Source organism: Acetobacter sp. KSO5, assembly GCF_044094635.1.
In the GTDB taxonomy this organism is placed as follows: Bacteria; Pseudomonadota; Alphaproteobacteria; order Acetobacterales; family Acetobacteraceae; genus Acetobacter; species Acetobacter cerevisiae.
Map to the genome: position 1 here is coordinate 2,303,765 of NZ_CP172014.1, position 18,629 is coordinate 2,322,393.

Below are 18,629 nucleotides of genomic sequence, written 5' to 3' on the forward strand. Positions count from 1 at the left end.
CTGATGAAAGTAACACGTTGGGCGACCTCGTCAATTCTCTCGTAAGGTCGCCCGTCGTGATGCCATCAGAATTTTGGAAATGCCGTTAGAAACGGGCGAGCGCGGAGCCCCAGGTCAGGCCACCACCCAGTGCTTCCATCAGCACCAGATCACCTTTCTGGATGCGGCCATCCCGCACGGCTTCATCCAGCGCCAGCGGAATCGAGGCCGCTGAGGTATTGGCGTGTCGATCCACCGTTATCACGACCTGTTCCGCAGGAAGGTTCAGCTTTTTAGCCACGCCTTCGATAATGCGGATATTCGCCTGATGCGGCACCAGCCAGGCGACGTCTGAATATTCCAGACCTTCAGCCTTCAGGGCCTCATCCACGGAAGAGGACAGCTTGGCGACAGCATGACGGAACACATCGCGCCCGCTCATTTTTAGGAAACCGCTTTTATCCCGGCGCCCTACAGCGCCATCAACATAGAGCAGATCACCCGCTGTGCCATCGGAATGCAGGTGGGTAGACAGCAGCCCCTGTTCGCCCGGTGCATCTGAGCCGGAAAGTACAACCGCCCCTGCCCCATCCCCAAACAGCACGCAGGTACCACGGTCAGACCAGTCGACAATACGGGAATAGACCTCACTGCCAATGACCAGAATATTCCGCGCCTGCCCGGCCCGAATAAACGCATCTGCTGTGGAGAGGCCATAAATAAACCCGGAGCACGCCGCAGCCAGGTCGAATCCAAAACCCTGCTTCATCCCCAGTTCAGCCTGAATCCGCACAGCAGTCGCCGGGAAAGCCTGATCGGGGGTGGATGTCGCAACAATCACGGCATCAATGTCATCAGCACTCAGGCCCGCATAGTCCAGCGCCTTGCGCGCTGCGGCGGCTCCCATGCTGGTCGCCGTATCATGCTCACCTGCGATGTGACGCTGGGTGATGCCGGTACGGGTTTTTATCCATTCATCGGAGGTTTCAAGCCGGGCTGCCAGTTCATCGTTAGACACGACCCGATCCGGCAGGAACCCGCCAAACCCTACCAGAAGCGAACGTCTCGCCATTACCGTTCTTTCATTATCAAACACCGGCATTCAGGACTGCCTGACGGCCAGTGCCCCGAACCTTGTCTGATCAGGAAGCCGTCGCCTCAGGCTCACGCTCCAGCGAGGCCTGCTGACGGGAAAGAAGCGCCCCCATATGGGTCAGACGCTCACGAATACCATCATTAAATCCATGCGTGACCATATCCATGGCCACATCCACAGCCGCAGCAAATCCTTCGGCATCCGTCCCGCCGTGAGACTTCACCACTACGCCATTCAGGCCGACAAAAACCGCGCCGTTACGACGGCGGGGATCAAGCCATTCCTTCATGCGCTCAAGGCCGGGGCGAACGAGCAGATAGCCAATTTTGGAAATAATGCCGCGATTGAAGACCTGCCGCAGCAGAGAGGTGGCCATTTTCAGCACACCTTCACCCGTCTTGAGGGCCACGTTCCCGGTAAAGCCGTCCGTCACCACTACGTCGGTTGTACCCGCCGTAATGTCATGACCTTCGATAAACCCGTGGAACTGGTCCGCAAGCGGGCTTTCACGCAGGGCTTCATACGCAACCCGCAGCTTCTCATCACCCTTCAGCTCTTCCGAGCCGATGTTGAGAAGCCCGATACGCGGTGCCGGAAGCCCCAGCACTGCCTTGGCGAAGGCCTCGCCCATCACGGCAAATTCAACCAGATTGCGCCAGTCACACGCCACGTTGGCCCCAAGGTCCAGCATGACCACATCGCCCTTGATGGTGGGGCTGATGGCTGCCATGGCGGGCCGGGAAATACCGGGCATGGTTTTGACGACAATTTTGGCCAGAGCCAGCATGGCACCGCTATTGCCAGCGGACACAACGCCCTTGGCGCGGCCACTTGCAACGGCATCCATCCCCAGACGCATGGAAGACCGGCGCACACGCAGGGCGGCGGTGGGCTTCATGTCCATGGGGACTGAGGCATCTGTGTGCCAGATGGTGCAGATTGCTTCCGCCTTGGGATGCTGCGCCAGAAGAGGGCGCAGACGGGCTTCGTCACCCGTCAGAAGCACACGCATCCCGGGATGGCGATCAGCTGCAATGGCAAGCCCGGCAACGACCACGTCGGGAGCTCCGTCCCCCCCCATTCCATCAACCGCAAGGCTGAAAACCTCACTCTGTTCAGTGGGGGAATTCTCGGAAATCTCTCTATCGCTCATGCCTGCTTCTCTGCCATGCCGCAGATGCCTTACTCCCGTACAACCACATTACCTCATGGCAATGTGAGCCGCCTGCCCTCAGGCGCGAACAGCGACTTTCAGTGCCTTACCAGCTGCAATCACTTCACGACCATCGTAGTGGCCGCAGTGGCTGCAGATGTTGTGCGGGCGCTTCAGCTCACCACAGTTGGAGCATTCAGCATGAGCCTCCACACGCAGAGCCTGATGGCTGCGACGCATGCCACGACGTGAAGGCGAAGTTTTTCTTTTGGGTACAGCCATGGGACCGAGCCCCTCCAAACAGATCTAAAGACTACCGGCACCGTGGACAATCCACACCGCCGAAAGACAAAACAGGTTAATCACCAGATTGAGGGCGGCCTCTAGCAGAGAGCCGCCACTTTCGCAAGCAAGAGCGCAATAAAACCTACTGCCACACGTCAGCTATCTTTGCGACGCAACCGTGCGAGATCGGCAAACGGATTAACTTTTTTCTCCGCCGCGTCCTTCTCAGCCAGCTTTTCCGCCTCTTCCTCGCTTATCACAAGCCCTTCGGGCAGGCTGGCGTCCGGAGCATGTGGATAAGGCTCCAGATCCAGAGCAAACTGCTCAACAGCGGCTTCCCCAAGGTCTATCGATTCCCCTTCATAGGGAATCTCATCCACGGCTTCCAGATCCGGGGCCGCACTTTCCTCAAAATGTTCTGCAGGCACAAACTGCACCGCAAAAGAGCCTGCAAGCATATCCTCAAACGGCTCCAGCGTGCGAACACATGTCTGTTTAAAGCGCACGGCCAGAGCCCCGTGGGCGGACACAAGATCCCGCCGCCCCAGAGTGAGTGTATATTTGCAGCGAAACATGCTGATTTCAGGCAGACCAAGCCGTCTGGCAATCTGTCCGCACTCCGCAGGCGTTGCCTCGACCGTGAGATCCAGTCCGGACGCGCCGATTCGACGCACGGCAACGGGACGGGAAAATTCCGGCTTATGGGGCATGGAAACCTCCTGAAACTCTAGCTTCTTAAAAAACAGACAGGCTTCCCGCTGCGGATTTGCAGGAACGCCTTTTTGCAGCCCTAACATAAAGCGCCCCAAGCGCAATGATCAGCCTGAAAACCCACGCCCTGCGCAATTCAGGAATTGACGCACAGAGCCCGTTGGGGCATCCGACAGAGTAGGTCTTCCTGCATGCCGCAGCCTGAAAGATCATACCTTCTTCAGAGTGACCGCACAGATTTGGGGACGCCTTACCGCCATGACACCGCACCGCAAGAAAAGTATGACGCGCTTCAGCACCGCCTGTGGTGCCCTTGCTGCTGTGTTTGTCATTTCCGGCTGTTCCGTGTTTGCCCCCACCCCCATTCCCCGTGGCTCGCTGATTGAAGCGGATGACTACAATCAGCTGACCCCAGGCACCAGCACGCGCGCTGATGCGGTGGATCTTCTGGGCTCCCCCACCACCAAGGGGGCCTTTGACGATAATACGTGGATCTACATTTCCATGACCACCTACATGAAGCCGCTGGATTTTCCGGGGATCGACAAGCAGCAGGTGGTTGTTCTGAAGTTTGACGGAGCCGGCATGCTGCAAAGCCTGCGCACCCTGAACCGTAAAGACAGCCGCTCCGTAGCCATGATCAGCAAGGTCACCCCCACACCGGGCACCAGCATCAACATCCTGCAGCAGATTCTGGGGAATGTGGGCCGCTACAACCCGATGCAGAACATGATGAACTCCAGCGGTGGCGGAACGGGCACGGGCATGATGGGCGGCAACAGCGGCCCGGGTCACTTCGGCGCAGGCAACTCGCTCTAAGCTCCTCCCTACCCTCAGGGCAGGATCAGTTTGACGCGTAGCCCTCCGGCGGGCGAGGCATCCAGTTCCATGTCTCCCCCATGGGCCCGCACAATATCGCGCGAGATTGTCAGGCCCAGACCTGTCCCCCCACCGCGGCCACTCTCAAACGCCCGAAAAACGGATTCGCGCCGCTCAGGACGGATTCCCGGCCCGTCATCATCCACCAGAACACAGACGCCTTCCTGCATAGCGTAAGCCGTTATGGCAATTGCACCGCCATGCCTGCGGGCATTGTCCAGCAGGTTCGTCAGGGCGCGCTTCATGGCATCAGGCCGCATGTGAACAGAGAGACCGGGCTGCACCGTGACAGACTCAACCCGTGCCCCGGCCCGGCGCGCAGCCGTCACGACGTCTTCAATAAAAGGCACCATCTCGACCTGTTCCGGCGTTTCGGCCCCCTCGCCGCGGGCAAACGCCAGATAGCTGCCGATCATGTGTTCCATCTCGACAACATCCCCAATCATGTCATCGACGTCCGGACTCAGCTCTTCTCCCTTAATCGTTCCGGTGCGCGGCATCATGGCCAGAGAAAGACGCAAGCGGGTCAGAGGCGTCCGCAGATCATGCGAGACACCGGCCAGAACGCCGGTACGTTGTGAGACAAAGCGATAGATCCGGTCCTGCATGCGGTTAAACGCCACAGCAGCCTTCCGCACTTCCTGCGCACCCTCCGGCTTGATAGGCCCGATATCCCGCCCCAGCCCGAACTGTTCCGCCGCACGCGCCAGGCGGCGGATGGCCCGCACCTGATTGCGCATGAACAGACTGGCCACCACAAAGAGCAGAATGGAGCTGCTAAGCGCCCAGCCCACAAAGAGCCAGATCTGCCCCATATCCAGCCGTTTACGGGGGGCATCCACATCCAGCACGCCATCAGGCAACTGAATGGCAATTTTCACGGTATGCGGATCGCTCTTCCAGTTCACAAAGAACGGATAATCAATGGCGCTATCCAGCGCATGCGCCAGATCATCATCCATCGGGCCGGTGATGTGATTAAATCCGAAGCGACGCAGGCGGGCACCGGGGTGCCATGTTTCCACCAGTTGCAAATGGTCCCGCGCCTGCGCGACGAACCAGTCCTTGTCGCTCCGCTTTTGCAAATGCTCCAGCGCATTGAGGGACAGGACAATATCCGCTGTCACACTGTCCGACAGCCGGCGGGACACAACCTTGAGGAAGTTCCCGTAAAACAGTTCCAGTGAGATGGCCTGTGTGACCAGCAGCGGGATCAGCACGATCAGCAGAGAGCGCCCCAGCAGAGAGCGAGGCAGCACCCGCCGCACAGATTTTTCCATACTGCGGGATTTCAACACACCCGAGGGGAAAAGCTTGAGGGGTCGTCTTTTCATGCCCGCAACACTAACGACGCTCCCTTACTGCACACCGGGCTTGAGCACATAGCCGCGCCCACGGATGGTGTGCAGAAAACGCGGTTCACGCGGGTCTGGCTCAATCCTACGCCGCAGCCGTGTGACCTGCACATCCACAGCGCGCTCTCCAATTTCTGCCATATCCAGCGCACGAGCAATCTCTTCGCGGGAGAAGACCTCATTCGGACGCCGCGCCAGCACGGACAGGAGCGCGGCCTCACCGCCCGTCAGATGCACATTCCCCTCCGGGCCGGAGAGCAGCGCCCGCACGGGGTCAAACTCCTTCTCGCCCAAGCGAATAATTCGCAAATTATCCGCTGCGGGGGCCGGGGCCAGTCGCCGCAGATGCGCCTTAAGTCGCAGCAGCAGTTCCCGTGGCTCAAACGGCTTGCCCAGATAATCATCCGCGCCTGCTTCCAGACCGGAAATCCGGTCCGCAGGCTCGCCCCGTGCCGTCAGCAGCACAATCGGCAGGTCCTGCCCGGCATCACGCAGGGCACGGGTGAGTTCCAGCCCGTTTTCCCCCGGCATCGTCACGTCCAGCACCATGGCATCGGGCTGGATTCCCTGCAACGTCTGCCGGGCCTCCGCCGCGTTGGCCGCTACACTGATCCGAAACCCCTGCTCCGACAGATACCGTTGCAGCAGACGCCGCAGACGCGGGTCATCATCCACCACAATAACATGCGGTGCCATCCCTTCTTCCGGCACAATATCGCGGTGGCTAAGTTCCATTGCGTCCCTTTCTTCGTCCTGCGGCATCATCTGCCATCATGGCGCGACTGCTTTCGGAGAGCATCCCGTGCATCACGCGGCGGAATCCTTCCACGGCCGCGCCGCCTGCTTCCCGATAGGCTGCACTCAGGCGCTGGCGCACAACTGCAAAAAGTCGTGCTTCCACAGCCTGCCCTTCTTTGCTGAGTCGCAATAGCCGTTGCCGCCGATCCCTCAGACTGGTCTCACTGTCCAGATAGCCGCGCTCCTGCAACTCGCCCAGCGTCCGCCCGAGGCTCTGCTTGGTCACACCCAGCGTGTCCTGGAGGCGGCTGACCGGAATACCGGGGCTGAAGGCCAGTACCTGCAACACCCGGTAATGCGCGCTCCCCAGTTTTTCTTCCGTCAGAATCGGTTCCAGCGCTGCGGCCATATCGCGCCCCGCCAGAAACATCATGGCCTGCGCCAGCCGGAGCTGCTCTTCCCGCAGGAACAGCAGGCCCGCCCCGGCTTCATCATGCGGGCGATATCCGGTTGTCATCAGCGCCTGCCCTTTTGCCGCATGGCGTGGCGCTCAAACTGTAGCCGGACGCGCAACAGGCCGCCGGCCACTCAGCCGGGCCCGCAGCTTACCAAGACGCAGCACCCCGGCCAGACGACGGTCAATAAACGCCGCCAAAGCGGCTTCATTCTGCCCGCGCGCCAGCCAGTAGAGCAGAGTCGTGCCGTAAACTGCACCCAGCGTCAGACGCTTGGTGACGTAGGTCATGCCCGACGAGTCATCCTGCGCCGCCTGCCAGATCGCATTGATGGTCCGCATCAGTGACCGCCGCAACGCGCCGCGCGCACAGGGCGTGGCCAGCGTTGCAAATCCGGTTCTGGCCCCGGCCCGCATGGCCTGATCCACCGGCAGACGCAACAAAAGCGCCTCCCGCACGCGCTGGCTCAGGCGCGGTTCGGTTGTCTCCAGCATGGCGGCCACCATTTCGCGGTCACACAGGTCAGACCAGGCCTCCACCATTTCCACCGCCCCACCCGGGAACAGCAGGTCCGCTTCCGGCCCGGCTACATCCCGCAGCACCGGCACGCTCCAGCCGCGTTCTCCGGCTACAGCAGCCAGCTTGCGCAGAGCGTCATCCCGCACGGCATCCCGTTCTATGGGCGCGGGCATACTGCCTGTGGCCAGCCCTGCCACGGCAAGAGAAATTGCCTGCTCGACCTTGCCCCATCCTGTGGTCATGTCCGCACTCCGTATCGCGTTATCTCGGTATCAAATCCGAGCTTTCCCAGATCATCCATTCGCATGGGATAGAGAATCCCGTCCAGATGATCCATTTCATGCTGCATGACATTGGCCCGAAACCCCGAGGCTACGCCTTCCACGGGTTTGCCCATGTGATCATATCCCGCATAGCGGACCCGTTTGTAACGCGGCACTTCCCCGCGCAGGCCGGGAATAGAGAGGCATCCTTCCAGACGCGGCACCAGGTCATCCCCCACCGGCTCCAGAACCGGGTTAATGAGCACCTGCACACCGCACGGCGGATCATCCTCGCCCTCGCTTCGACTCTCCGGCACGGAATACAGAAAAATCCTTTTTGAAACATAGACTTGTGGTGCAGCCAGCCCAACGCCTCCGGCATCTGCCAGCGTTTCCATCATGTCCTGAATCAGTAGCCCGATGTCCGGCGCGTTCACGTCCGCCACATCTTCCGCCCGTTTGAGCAAAACCGGGTGCCCCATCCGCGCAATTTTCAAGATAGCCATACCCGCCTCCTTATAGCTCTGTTAAATAGTCACAAGAGTTTGTTGCTGAGAGGCAAGAACGAATTGTGTCTTTCCGCAAGCCCGTGCTATAGACGCCGCCAATAGAGGAATCGGTAGCACGCAGGTGCTTTACCGAGTCTTTTTCCATATCACGTCAAAACCGGGATTATCCGGGTTTTCTGAAACAGGGGTTAGTGGCCAAGTGCACGTTCTCGTCCGTGACAACAATGTCGATCAGGCTCTCAAAGCGCTCAAGAAAAAAATGCAGCGTGAAGGCATCTTCCGTGAAATGAAGCTGCGTCGTCATTTCGAAAAGCCTTCCGAGCGTAAAGCGCGTGAGTCTGCTGAGGCCGTGCGCCGCGCCCGTAAAATGGAACGCAAGCGTCTCGAGCGCGAAGGCTTCTAAAGCTTCCGCACTCCATGCGCTAAAAAGGGCGGGGCACAGCACGTGTCCCGCCCTTTTTTTGTTTTGCGCCAGACCAGTCAACGCGGCAGAACAGGATAGAACCGGAAACAGGCCACCCTGCCCCCGGCTCTCCCATCATCAGGCAACGAAGCGGCCTGACACAATTCCTCAGTCCGCATCCATCAGACGATGAGACAGGTAGATGGCTTCCAGCGCTCTCTCATGCGCCACTTCCGGTGCATTGACCGTGCCGGAATGACCGCCTTCAATATCTTCATAATAGAAGAACGGTTTGCCTAGCGCTTCCAGCCGTGCCGCAAAGCGACGGGCATGCACCGGGCCAACGCGGTCATCACTGGTCGCTGTAAAAATGAACGGCTCCGGGTAGGACACGTCTGCTTTCAGATGCTGCACCGGTGAAATGGAACGCAGGAAATCCGCCTCTGCGGGAACAGACATGGAGCCATATTCCGCAGCCCATGAAGCCCCGGCGGACATGGTTTCAAAATGCTCCATATCCAGCAGCGGCACGCCGATAATCACCGCATTCCACAAATCCGGGTGCTGCGTCATCTGCACGCCAGACAACAGGCCACCATTGGAGCGACCACGAATACCCAGACGGCGCGGGGATGTAATCTTGCGGCTTATCAGGTCCCGCCCAACAGATGCAAAGTCATCATAGACCTTCTGCCGCCCGGACTTCCGCCCAGCTTCATGCCAGGCCGGACCAAACTCACCACCGCCCCGGATATTGGCCACCACATACACGCCGCCACGGTCCAGCCAGAGCTGACCAATTTCCGGCGCATAAAGAGGGGTGTAGGAGACCTGAAAGCCACCATAAGCCGTCAGCAGCGTCGGGTTTGCACCGTTCAGCTTCATGTCGCGCCGATGCACGGTAAAATACGGAACCCGCGTGCCATCCGTGGAGGTCGCCCAGAACTGCTCTATCACCAGCTTGTCAGTTTTGAACCGAGCCGGAGCAGATTTGACCTTGTGCGGCTGCCCCTTACCTTCCAGCAACCAGAGCTGTGACGGCTCCAGATAGCCTTCTACGCTGAGAAACGCCGTATCCGACGCATGATCGGTATCCACAATATGAACCGACGTCATGTCCGGCAGCGCAAGAGCCGTAGCCTGCCAGGACTTGCCCGCCTGTGTGGGCGTAAAGCGCATGGCGCGGCCACGCACGTTATCAAACAGACTGACCAGAACGGTATTTTTAGTCACACCAACCTGATCAATCGACTGAGACGGACCAGGCGTGAAAATCACCTGCACACCCTGCTCCACCACACCCGGATCAACCGAAAGCAGGCTACCGGCAGGAATGGTAGCCTGTCCGGCCGGGTGCCAGTCTTCCTCAACAGAGACAATCAGACGGCCTTTGAGCAGCCCCTGAATTTCGCTTTTGGCCGGCAGCGCCAGCCAGCGCAGGGCTTTGCCTCCGTCGACCACGGCATAACGCGTTTCAAAGAAGTTCACGCTCCGCTGGATCATCACCAGTTGATGCCCATCGCCATCTGTCAGCACCATGGGCATGACGGCCATATCGGAGGCCTCTCCCCGAAAGAGTTCCTTTTCCTCTCCCGCAGTTGCTCCCCGCACCATGGTTTTAACCACAAACGGATAGCCGGATGGTGTCAGCGTGGTGCCTTTTCCATCCCAGTCACGGGCCAGAAGAATCGTGTTTGCATCCACCCAGGCTGCTGTCTGTTTGGAGCGTGAAAACACAAAGCCACCGGGCACAAACTGGCCGGTTTTTGTGTTGAATTCCCGCAGCGTCTCGGCATCTTCCCCACCATCGGACAGCGCCACAAGACAATGCTCATCCGCCGGGGCAAGACAGTTTGCACCTTTAAAGACCCAGTTCACGCCGTCCTGTTTCGCCAGAGCGTCCACGTCCAGCCGCACGGCCCAATCGGGTGTTTTTTTCAGGTAAGAGGCCTGTGTAGCTTCCCGCCAGATCCCATGCGGATGGGCGGCATCCTGCCAGAAATTCCAGATTGCCCCGCCCATAAGCGACGGCATGGCCAGACGATCCGGAGCCTGAAGGCCAGTCAGCACATCCTTATAAAACCCGGCATAGCGAGGGTCTTTTTCCAGTGTGCTGGTGGTGTGCAGGTTCTGGGCGCGCACCCACGCCATCGCCTGCTGCCCGTGGATGTCATTCAGAAACGTGGTGTTTGTGGTCGCCGTGATAACCGGTACAGCGCCTGCAGGCGCATCGGCTGCCTGCGCATCCGGGGCAGCAGCTGCCATGACAAGCGCAGAGGCCGCCCCTGCCAGAATCCAATGTTTCAAACGCATTCTCACCGTTCCCGGAATTCTCTGATGTGTCATGCGGACTGTTTTTCCACCGTATTGAAAAACAGTCCACCAAAAGAAAAACCCCCGATGCAAGGCACCGGGGGTTTAATCTGGTCAGGCTACAAAACAGCTAGAGAAAGGCAGTCTTATTTCTGAAGCTTGTCCAGTTCACGGACAATGGCTTCACCCATAACGGACGAGCCGACACGAGCCATGCCTTCGCTCATGATATCCGCCGTGCGCAGGCCGCTTTCCAGCACGCGGGAGACGGCTTCTTCCACCATCTTCGCTTCGTCCTGCAGGTTCAGCGAGTAACGCAGCAGCATGGCGAAGGAGAGGATCTGCGCAATCGGGTTGGCAATGCCCTGCCCGGCAATATCCGGTGCGCTCCCGTGGATCGGCTCATACAGCGCCGCACATTTCCCGTCAGCCCGCACTGCACCCAGCGTGGCGGACGGCAGCATGCCGAGGCTGCCCGTCAGCATGGAGGCCAGATCGGACAGGATGTCACCAAACAGGTTGCCGGTCACAATCACATCAAACTGGCGCGGGTTACGGACCAGCTGCATGGCGCAGTTATCGGCCAGCATGTGTGTGAGTTTCACATCAGAAAATTCACGCGCATGGAGGTCGGTCACAACCTCTTTCCACAGCAGGCCGCTTTCCATCACGTTGCATTTTTCAACGGAACAGACATGGCCAGACCGCTTGCGGGCCATTTCAAACGCTACACGGGCCACGCGCTCGATTTCCGGCGTCGTATAGACTTCCGTGTTAATGCCACGACGTGTGCCATCCGGCAGGGTTTCAATCCCGCGCGGATCACCAAAGTAAATGCCGCCCACTGTCTCGCGGACAATCATAATGTCCAGACCACGCACCACGTCGGGCTTCAGCGTGCTGGCATCAACCAGCGCATCAAACACCTTGGCGGGGCGCAGGTTGGCAAACAACTCGAGTTCCTGACGGAGCTTGAGAATGGCCACTTCCGGGCGCTTATCAAAACCGACATGGCCCCAGCGCGGGTCCCCCACGGAGCCAAACAGAACCGCATCCGCAGCACGGGCTTTTTCAATTACCTCATTGCGGATTGGCTCGCCATATTCTGCCAGAGACGCGCCGCCGACCAGATCTTCCGTGATTTCAAACGCAATGCCACGGTTCTTTTCCAGCCAGCTGATAACGCGGACGACTTCCCGCATCACTTCCGGACCGATACCATCCCCCGGCAGAACAAGCAGTTTTGCAGGCTGAGCACTCATGACTTTTCCAATTCTTCAATCAAGGGTGATTGTCGGCATCCAGGGGCGTTCCCCGGCAACCTTGTGTTCAAAGGACTTAATTTCAGTCTCGTGCTGAAGCGTCTGGCCAATATCATCCAGCCCTTCAAGCAGCATGTGCTTGCGGAACGGATCAATCTCAAACGGCACTTCCTCACCATCCGGGCGGATCACCACCTGCCGGGGCAGGTCAATGGTCAGCCGGGCATTGCTGCCCATGGTGGAGTCAGACATTAGCTGATCACACACTTCACGCGGCAGCTTGATGGGCAGGATGCCGTTCTTGAAGCAGTTATTGAAGAAAATATCCGCAAAAGACGGGGCAATCACACAGCGAATGCCAAAATCCAGCAGCGCCCAGGGGGCATGCTCACGAGAAGAGCCGCAGCCGAGATTGTCATAGGTGACCAGAATCTCGGCTTTCCGCCAGGGCTCCTTGTTCAGGATGAAATCCGGGTTTTCAGAGCCGTCCGGGCGATAGCGCATGCTGTCAAACGCATATTTGCCCAGGCCCGTCCGCTGCGTGGTTTTCAGGAAGCGGGCCGGAATGATCTTATCCGTATCAATGTTGTCTTCCGGCAGAGCCGCAGCAACAGCGGACAGCGTGGTAAATTTTTCCATCAGACCAGCTCCCTCGAATCCGTCAGACACCCTGTAACAGCCGCCGCAGCCGCCATGGCGGGAGAGAGCAGATGCGTCCGCCCGCCGGGGCCCTGACGCCCTTCAAAATTACGGTTGGAGGTTGAGGCGCAGCGCTGGCCGGGTGTCAGCTTGTCCGGGTTCATACCCAGACACATGGAGCACCCCGCCTCACGCCATTCAAACCCGGCATCCAGAAAAATCTGGTCCAGACCTTCTTCTTCCGCCTGCATTTTCACCAGACCAGAGCCCGGTACGATCATGGCGCGCACGCCGTCCGCAACCTTGCGACCTGCGGCAACCTGAGCGGCGGCGCGGAGATCTTCAATCCGGCTGTTGGTGCAGGACCCAATGAACACGACATCCACCGGCGTTCCGGCAATTTTCTGCCCGGCTTCCAGCCCCATATAATCCAGCATGCGCTGCATCTGGGCCCGTTTGGACTCTTCAGGCTCCTGCGCCGGGTCAGGCACTGTGCCCGTAATCGGCAGAACCGTTTCCGGGCTGGTGCCCCATGTCAGGCTCGGGGCAATATCTTCGGCCCGCAGAGAGACTTCTTTGTCAAAATGTGCGCCGTCATCCGTCGCCAGCGTGCGCCAGAACGCAACAGCTTTTTCGAAATCTTCCCCTTTGGGGGCAAACGGACGGTTGCGCACATAGTCAAACGTCGTGTCATCCGGAGCCACAAGCCCGGCACGTGCGCCAGCCTCGATGGACATGTTGCAGATGGTCATACGACCAGCCATATCCAGCCCACGAATGGCGGAGCCTGCGAATTCAATCACATGCCCGGTGCCGCCAGCGGTGCCGATATGCCCGATAATAGCCAGCATGACGTCCTTGGCGGACACGCCCGGTGCAAGCTGGCCTTCCACCGTCACGCGCATATTTTTGGCGGGACGCTGCAGGATGGTCTGGGTGGCCATCACATGCTCGACTTCAGACGTGCCGATACCGAACGCCAGAGAGCCCATCGCGCCATGTGTGGATGTATGGGAGTCACCACACACAATGGTCATGCCCGGCAGGGAAATGCCCTGCTCCGGTCCGACCACATGCACAATGCCCTGCGAGGCGGAAAGCAGCGGGAAATACGGAACCCCGAATTCCTTCACATTCCGTTCCAGCGTTTCAATCTGGTTCCGGCTTTCCGGTTCTTCGATGGGTTTGGTACGGTCAGACGTGGGAACGTTATGGTCCACCACAGCCATGGTCATTTCAGGATGACGCAGCTTACGCCCGGCCAGACGCAGGCCTTCAAACGCCTGCGGGCTTGTCACTTCATGAAGAAGGTGACGGTCGATATAAAGGATAGAGGTGCCATCCGGCAAAGTTTCGACAACATGGTGGTCCCAGATCTTGTCGAATAACGTACGCGGCGCCATGGCCCTCCCCTTTCATGGAACGGCACGGACTCGCGCAGATCAGCCTGAACTCAGCCCTGGTCTGACAGACGAAAAACCCGCGCCTTCATCTTCTCAGCACCCGAAAACCCGGCGAGCCGAAGCCCCACCGGGTTTTTGAGGTCAGGCAGGCCACCCGAAGGCAGCCTGCTTTAACGCGATATTAGCTGGCAGCTGCCGGAGCAACAACGTCACGCGGACGCTCAGCGATACGAGCGGACTTACCGCTACGGCCACGCAGATAGTACAGCTTTGCACGACGCACTTTACCGCGACGCACAACCTTGATTTCAGCAATGGTCGGAGCGTACAGCGGGAACACACGCTCTACACCTTCACCATTGGAAATTTTGCGCACGGTGAAGTTGCTGTTCAGGCCCTTGTTGGAACGGGCAATCACAACACCTTCAAATGCCTGAAGACGCTTACGCTCACCTTCAACAACCTGCACGGACACGCGCACCGTATCACCGGCTGCGAATTCCGGCACGGCGCGTGCGGCGGTCAGACGTTCGATTTCTGCAGCTTCATACTGCTGAATAATGTTCATTTCGGTATCCTTCCTCAAACCCCTGTTGGGTCTGTCTGCCCGTTTTTTCCGGTAGCAGCAGTCCCGTTTCTCTCCCTGCGAGCCAGCCAGGCAGACCACAGGTCCGGCCGTCTTTCCCGCGTGATTTCTTCCGCCTGCTTCTGGCGCCACGCTGCAATAGCCGCGTGGTTTCCTGACAGCAGGACTTCAGGCACGTTTTGACCTTCCCATACAGCAGGACGGGTATAGTGAGGATATTCCAGCAGGCCTTCGGAAAAACTTTCCTCAACCCCGCTTTCCTCACTCCCCATCACGCCGGGCAGCAGTCGGACGCAGGCATCCAGCAGCACAAGGGCGGCAGTCTCTCCGCCGGACAGAACATAATCCCCTATGGAGATCTGTTCGATTTTCCGGCTTTCAAGAACCCGCTCGTCCACCCCTTCAAACCGGCCACACAGCAGCACGAGGCCCGGCCCCTGTGCGTAACGCTGCACGTCCTGCTGGCGCAGTGGCCGGCCACGCGGTGTCAAAAACACCCGCGGCACATCCACCGGAGCTTGCGTGGCAGTCAGAGCAGCATCCACCACATCGGGGCGGATCACCATGCCTGCGCCACCACCAAACGGGGAATCATCCACCGCCCGATGCCGGCCCAGACCCTGCTCACGCAGGTCCTCCGCAGCACAGGACCACACACCGTTTTCCAGCGCACGTCCTGCCAGAGACAATCCCAGCGGACCGGGAAACATCTCCGGGAACAACGTCAGCACCGTTGCCTGCCAGCTCATGCCGCAGGCCCCGCTGCTTTAGCCGTTCCTACTCCACGCCCTTCCTCACCAGAGACCTCCACAGGGCGCACGATGGTGACCACCCGCCCCTTCAGATCAATCTCCGGCACGCAGGCGCGCGTGAACGGAACAAGCACGCCGCCGGTCAGCTCCAGACTGGCGCCAGCCCCGTAATCATGCACCATGACAACCTGCCCCAAAGAGCAGTCGCCTTCCCGCGCCTCCATGCCAATCAGATCAGCATGGTAGAATTCTTCTTCCTCAGGCTCGGGCAGCACATCACGCGGCACAAAAAGACGGGTATTGACCAGCGCCTGCGCTGCGGTCCGGTCGGCCAGCGGCTTACCCTGCGCATCGCGCAGCTCCGCCACACCGTCCGCCCCGCGCCAGCGCAGAGACCATTCCCGCCCCTTTTCATCCACCAGAACCTTATAGGCTTCCAGCGCGGCCGCATCGGCAGCGTAGCTGTGCACATGCACAAGCCCACGCACACCATGCGGTCTGCCAACAACGCCTATCTGGATAAGGTCTGCGCGCATGATCGGGTCAGCTTAGCTCGCTCTGGCCTCAGGCTGCGGCTTCAGCAGCTGCAGCAGCGGCTTTTGCGCGTTCCTGGGCTTTCTTCTTCGGAGCAGATTTTTTGGGCTGCTCGTTGTAAGCGGGCTTGGGAGCCAGACCGGCGTTCCCCAGGAAGCGAGCAACACGGTCGGTTGCCTGCGCACCCTGAGACAGCCAGTGCGTGATGCGCTCATCAACCAGACGCACGCGTTCAGCATGGTCGGACGGCAGCATCGGGTTGTAAGACCCTACTTTTTCAATAAAGCGGCCATCACGCGGGGAACGGCTATCAGCCACCACGATGTGGTAGTAAGGACGCTTCTTGGCCCCTGCGCGGGCAAGACGAATTTTAAGACTCATTCAGACTTCTCCAAAACCCTGAAAAACTTCGGATAGAAACAGGCCGCTTTAGCGGAAGGGAGAACCGCCACCCGGCGGCCCTCCACCCATTCCTTTAGGCATGAGCGCGGACATTCCCTGGCGCATGAGACCTTTCACGCCCAGCTTGTTAAAGCGCTTCATCATCGAGGACATCATATCAAACTGCTTGAGCAGCTTGTTGACCTCCTGAACACTCGTCCCTGACCCGGCTGCGATCCGCTTCTTGCGGGAAGCCTTGATAATGGCCGGCGCTTTGCGCTCGCCCCTGGTCATGGAAGAAATAATGGCCAGATGCGTCTTCAGGATAGAGGTATCAAGGTCCTTGTCGCCAATGGCTTCCTTGATTTTCCCCATACCCGGCAGCATGCCGACAATTCCGGAAATAGACCCCAGCTTGCTGATCTGCTTGATCTGCGATGCGTAATCATCAAGATCGAACTTGCCGGCCATCATCTTCTTGGCCAGCCGTTCCCCTTCTTCATGATCAAGGGTATCAGCCGCTTTTTCCACCAGCCCGGCAATATCGCCCAGACCGAGAATACGGCTGGCAACACGCTCGGGGTGGAATTCTTCCAGCGCATCCAGCTTTTCACCGGAACCGGTCAGCTTGATGGGTGCGCCGGTAATGGCCTTCATGGACAGGGCCGCACCACCGCGGGCATCACCGTCCATACGGGTCATCACCACGCCGGTCACGCCCACGGCGTCATTAAACGCCTTGGCCGTATTCACGGCGTCCTGCCCGGTCATAGCATCCACAACCAGCAGGGTTTCAGCAGGCTGGGTCACGGCACGAACCTGCCGGACCTCTTCCATCAGCGCTTCGTCAATGGACAGACGGCCTGCTGTATCGAGAATAACAACGTCGTAGCCTTCGCGCCGGCCCACATCCATCGCACGCTGTGCGATTTCAACCGGGGTCTGGCCCGCTACGATCGGCAGGGAAGCGACATGCGCCTGCTCGGCCAGCTGTGCCAGCTGCAACTGAGCTGCCGGACGCTGGGTATCCAGAGACGCCAGCAGCACCTTCTTCCGCTCACGCGTGGAGAGGCGCAGGGCGATCTTGCCGGAGGTCGTGGTTTTACCAGACCCCTGCAAACCCACCATCAGGACGGGCACCGGCGACGTGGCATTCAGGTTGAGCGGAACAGCGCCCGCCCCGCCAAGGGCATCAATCAGCGCATCGTTAACAATCTTCGCAACGGCCTGACCGGGGGAAATGCTTTCCAGCACCTCCGCACCCACGGCGCGTTCCTTAACCTTGTTAACGAAGTCCTTGACCACAGGCAGCGCGACGTCTGCATCCAGCATAGCCAGACGAACTTCGCGCATTGCCTCCATAACGTCGGCTTCTGACAGCGCGCCACGTTTGGCGAGTCCATCAAAAACCCCGGAAAGCCTGCCTGAAAGAGCCTCGAACAAAAGCGTAATACCCCAAAAGGAGACGCGCCACTGCGCGAACACTCGCGGAGTGGCGGTCCTGATTTGTGAGAGGGAGTTACAACCCCACTCTCACCGAGTCAAGAAACGTCTGTTTTTTACTTGTCAGACGTCGGCGGGGCCGGGTGTTCAACTTCGCGCAGCTGTTCCATCAGATCATGGATTTTAGCCTGACGTGCCTTGACCTGAGCCAGCTGGTCCGCCGTCAGCACATCATGGATGCGGGACGCAACTTCCAGATGGCGCGCCTCAGCCTGCGCACGCAGGGTTGCCTGCTGCTGCTGCAGAGTCGCGACCTTGTCTTTATCGACCGGACCCGGCGTCGTCAGGATGTCCTGAATCTGCTGATGAATTTTGGAGGATTCATCACGCATATCATCTGCATGATCCTGATCGTGCGCTTCACGCAGGATGGTGTCGATCTTCTTGCGCTGCTGCTTCGTCAGGTCCAGCCCTTCCAGCATGCTCATGCCGCCACCATGGCCACCCGGCATGCACGCACCCGGACCACCAGGACCACCCGGAGGCGGGAAACCACCACCCTTACCGGGGTGAGCGTGGGCAGGCAGAGCAGCAACAGACAGGCCAATAACCGCTGCGGCGGCAAGGAAACCGTTTCTGTAATTCATGGGCTCTTACAACTCCTGAAAAATTCTATGTCCTGATAGATACTTGGCGATCATTTCTGCAGACGCAAGGTGTGTCACCACAGTGTCATCAGGGAGCTTTTGTCTCAGCTCATGGAATAGATGATGACCAGAACCGGAATCAGTCCCAGCAAAAACCATGATCCCATGGCACAGGTCGCAACAGCGTGGGCAACACGCCCATGCAACCGTGCCCGTGAACCGGGACCAGACAGAACCTGACGCCGAGGTTCTCCACCTTTGGATTCATATCGCATCTGAATGCTCCTCATCCGGTGACATGACCTTCCTTTCAGGCTGAGAGAA

Annotated in this window: 22 protein-coding genes; 2 read left to right on the plus strand and 20 right to left on the minus strand. The window is 59.1% G+C overall.

The features are described 5' to 3' along the window. Positions 1 to 85 precede the first annotated feature (85 nt). The 4 genes from ACHQGU_RS10335 to ACHQGU_RS10350 form a co-directional block, all read right to left on the minus strand. Positions 86 to 1,051, minus strand: a complete 966-nt coding sequence (locus ACHQGU_RS10335) for a beta-ketoacyl-ACP synthase III (RefSeq protein ID WP_043550742.1) — start codon at positions 1,049 to 1,051, stop codon at positions 86 to 88. A 70-nt stretch (positions 1,052 to 1,121) separates the two neighbouring features. Beyond that, entirely contained in the window at positions 1,122 to 2,228 is a 1,107-nt protein-coding gene (gene plsX, locus ACHQGU_RS10340) for a phosphate acyltransferase PlsX (protein WP_062141937.1), read from the minus strand. 78 nt (positions 2,229 to 2,306) lie between these two features. Next, complete coding sequence (gene rpmF / locus ACHQGU_RS10345; RefSeq protein ID WP_025825885.1) at positions 2,307 to 2,510, minus strand: 50S ribosomal protein L32; 204 nt, start codon at positions 2,508 to 2,510, stop codon at positions 2,307 to 2,309. Between the two features lie 158 nt (positions 2,511 to 2,668). After that, complete coding sequence (locus tag ACHQGU_RS10350; protein ID WP_061492047.1) at positions 2,669 to 3,223, minus strand: DUF177 domain-containing protein; 555 nt, start codon at positions 3,221 to 3,223, stop codon at positions 2,669 to 2,671. A gap of 283 nt (positions 3,224 to 3,506) precedes the next feature. On the opposite strand from ACHQGU_RS10350, the gene ACHQGU_RS10355 reads away from it, so the two are divergent. After that, positions 3,507 to 4,043, plus strand: coding sequence for an outer membrane protein assembly factor BamE (locus tag ACHQGU_RS10355; RefSeq protein ID WP_062141952.1), 537 nt, complete (start codon positions 3,507 to 3,509; stop codon positions 4,041 to 4,043). A gap of 14 nt (positions 4,044 to 4,057) precedes the next feature. On the opposite strand, the gene ACHQGU_RS10360 is transcribed toward ACHQGU_RS10355, so the two are convergent. The 5 genes from ACHQGU_RS10360 to def are packed head-to-tail and all read right to left on the minus strand — an operon-like array spanning position 4,058 to position 7,939. After that, complete coding sequence (locus tag ACHQGU_RS10360; protein WP_062141935.1) at positions 4,058 to 5,437, minus strand: ATP-binding protein; 1,380 nt, start codon at positions 5,435 to 5,437, stop codon at positions 4,058 to 4,060. 24 nt (positions 5,438 to 5,461) lie between these two features. Next, entirely contained in the window at positions 5,462 to 6,193 is a 732-nt protein-coding gene (locus ACHQGU_RS10365; protein WP_253549907.1) for a response regulator, read from the minus strand. Then, the gene (locus ACHQGU_RS10370; protein WP_062141934.1) at positions 6,183 to 6,713 is read right to left on the minus strand and encodes a MarR family winged helix-turn-helix transcriptional regulator; all 531 of its coding nucleotides are present in this window, start codon (positions 6,711 to 6,713) and stop codon (positions 6,183 to 6,185) included. The genes ACHQGU_RS10365 and ACHQGU_RS10370 overlap by 11 nt, the downstream gene beginning before the upstream one ends. A gap of 33 nt (positions 6,714 to 6,746) precedes the next feature. Beyond that, the gene (locus ACHQGU_RS10375; RefSeq protein ID WP_062141933.1) at positions 6,747 to 7,412 is read right to left on the minus strand and encodes a rpsU-divergently transcribed protein; all 666 of its coding nucleotides are present in this window, start codon (positions 7,410 to 7,412) and stop codon (positions 6,747 to 6,749) included. Further along, on the minus strand, positions 7,409 to 7,939 hold the full coding sequence (gene def / locus ACHQGU_RS10380) for a peptide deformylase (protein WP_395494975.1): 531 nt from the start codon (positions 7,937 to 7,939) through the stop codon (positions 7,409 to 7,411). Before def ends, ACHQGU_RS10375 begins: the two co-directional genes overlap by 4 nt. A 202-nt stretch (positions 7,940 to 8,141) precedes the next feature. Between def and rpsU the strand changes: the two genes are divergently transcribed. Further along, positions 8,142 to 8,345, plus strand: coding sequence for a 30S ribosomal protein S21 (rpsU, locus tag ACHQGU_RS10385; RefSeq protein WP_006557524.1), 204 nt, complete (start codon positions 8,142 to 8,144; stop codon positions 8,343 to 8,345). A 168-nt stretch (positions 8,346 to 8,513) separates the two neighbouring features. Here rpsU and ACHQGU_RS10390 read toward each other — a convergent pair whose 3' ends face one another. From ACHQGU_RS10390 to ACHQGU_RS10440, 11 genes are all read right to left on the minus strand, one after another. Further along, positions 8,514 to 10,658 carry a prolyl oligopeptidase family protein gene (locus tag ACHQGU_RS10390; protein WP_395494976.1) on the minus strand — a complete coding sequence of 715 codons (2,145 nt, stop codon included), beginning with the start codon at positions 10,656 to 10,658 and terminating at the stop codon, positions 8,514 to 8,516. Positions 10,659 to 10,804: 146 nt separating this feature from the next. Continuing rightward, entirely contained in the window at positions 10,805 to 11,920 is a 1,116-nt protein-coding gene (gene leuB, locus ACHQGU_RS10395) for a 3-isopropylmalate dehydrogenase (protein WP_395494977.1), read from the minus strand. 15 nt (positions 11,921 to 11,935) lie between these two features. Beyond that, on the minus strand, positions 11,936 to 12,559 hold the full coding sequence (leuD, locus tag ACHQGU_RS10400) for a 3-isopropylmalate dehydratase small subunit (RefSeq protein WP_062141930.1): 624 nt from the start codon (positions 12,557 to 12,559) through the stop codon (positions 11,936 to 11,938). Further along, positions 12,559 to 13,962 (minus strand): 3-isopropylmalate dehydratase large subunit, encoded by a 1,404-nt coding sequence (gene leuC / locus ACHQGU_RS10405; protein WP_215753886.1) that lies wholly within the window; start codon positions 13,960 to 13,962, stop codon positions 12,559 to 12,561. The genes leuD and leuC overlap by 1 nt, the downstream gene beginning before the upstream one ends. Positions 13,963 to 14,143: 181 nt before the next feature. Continuing rightward, complete coding sequence (rplS, locus tag ACHQGU_RS10410; protein WP_043550578.1) at positions 14,144 to 14,530, minus strand: 50S ribosomal protein L19; 387 nt, start codon at positions 14,528 to 14,530, stop codon at positions 14,144 to 14,146. 14 nt (positions 14,531 to 14,544) lie between these two features. Beyond that, positions 14,545 to 15,297 carry a tRNA (guanosine(37)-N1)-methyltransferase TrmD gene (trmD, locus tag ACHQGU_RS10415; protein WP_279184347.1) on the minus strand — a complete coding sequence of 251 codons (753 nt, stop codon included), beginning with the start codon at positions 15,295 to 15,297 and terminating at the stop codon, positions 14,545 to 14,547. Then, positions 15,294 to 15,836 (minus strand): ribosome maturation factor RimM, encoded by a 543-nt coding sequence (gene rimM, locus ACHQGU_RS10420; protein ID WP_395494978.1) that lies wholly within the window; start codon positions 15,834 to 15,836, stop codon positions 15,294 to 15,296. Before rimM ends, trmD begins: the two co-directional genes overlap by 4 nt. A 28-nt stretch (positions 15,837 to 15,864) precedes the next feature. Continuing rightward, positions 15,865 to 16,215, minus strand: a complete 351-nt coding sequence (gene rpsP / locus ACHQGU_RS10425; RefSeq protein WP_061491761.1) for a 30S ribosomal protein S16 — start codon at positions 16,213 to 16,215, stop codon at positions 15,865 to 15,867. 48 nt (positions 16,216 to 16,263) lie between these two features. Continuing rightward, positions 16,264 to 17,658, minus strand: a complete 1,395-nt coding sequence (ffh, locus tag ACHQGU_RS10430) for a signal recognition particle protein (protein WP_395496420.1) — start codon at positions 17,656 to 17,658, stop codon at positions 16,264 to 16,266. 116 nt (positions 17,659 to 17,774) lie between these two features. Beyond that, positions 17,775 to 18,305: a Spy/CpxP family protein refolding chaperone gene (locus ACHQGU_RS10435; RefSeq protein ID WP_395494979.1), complete on the minus strand. Its 531-nt coding sequence runs from the start codon at positions 18,303 to 18,305 to the stop codon at positions 17,775 to 17,777. Positions 18,306 to 18,409: 104 nt separating this feature from the next. After that, complete coding sequence (locus ACHQGU_RS10440; protein ID WP_395494980.1) at positions 18,410 to 18,580, minus strand: hypothetical protein; 171 nt, start codon at positions 18,578 to 18,580, stop codon at positions 18,410 to 18,412. Positions 18,581 to 18,629 lie beyond the last annotated feature (49 nt).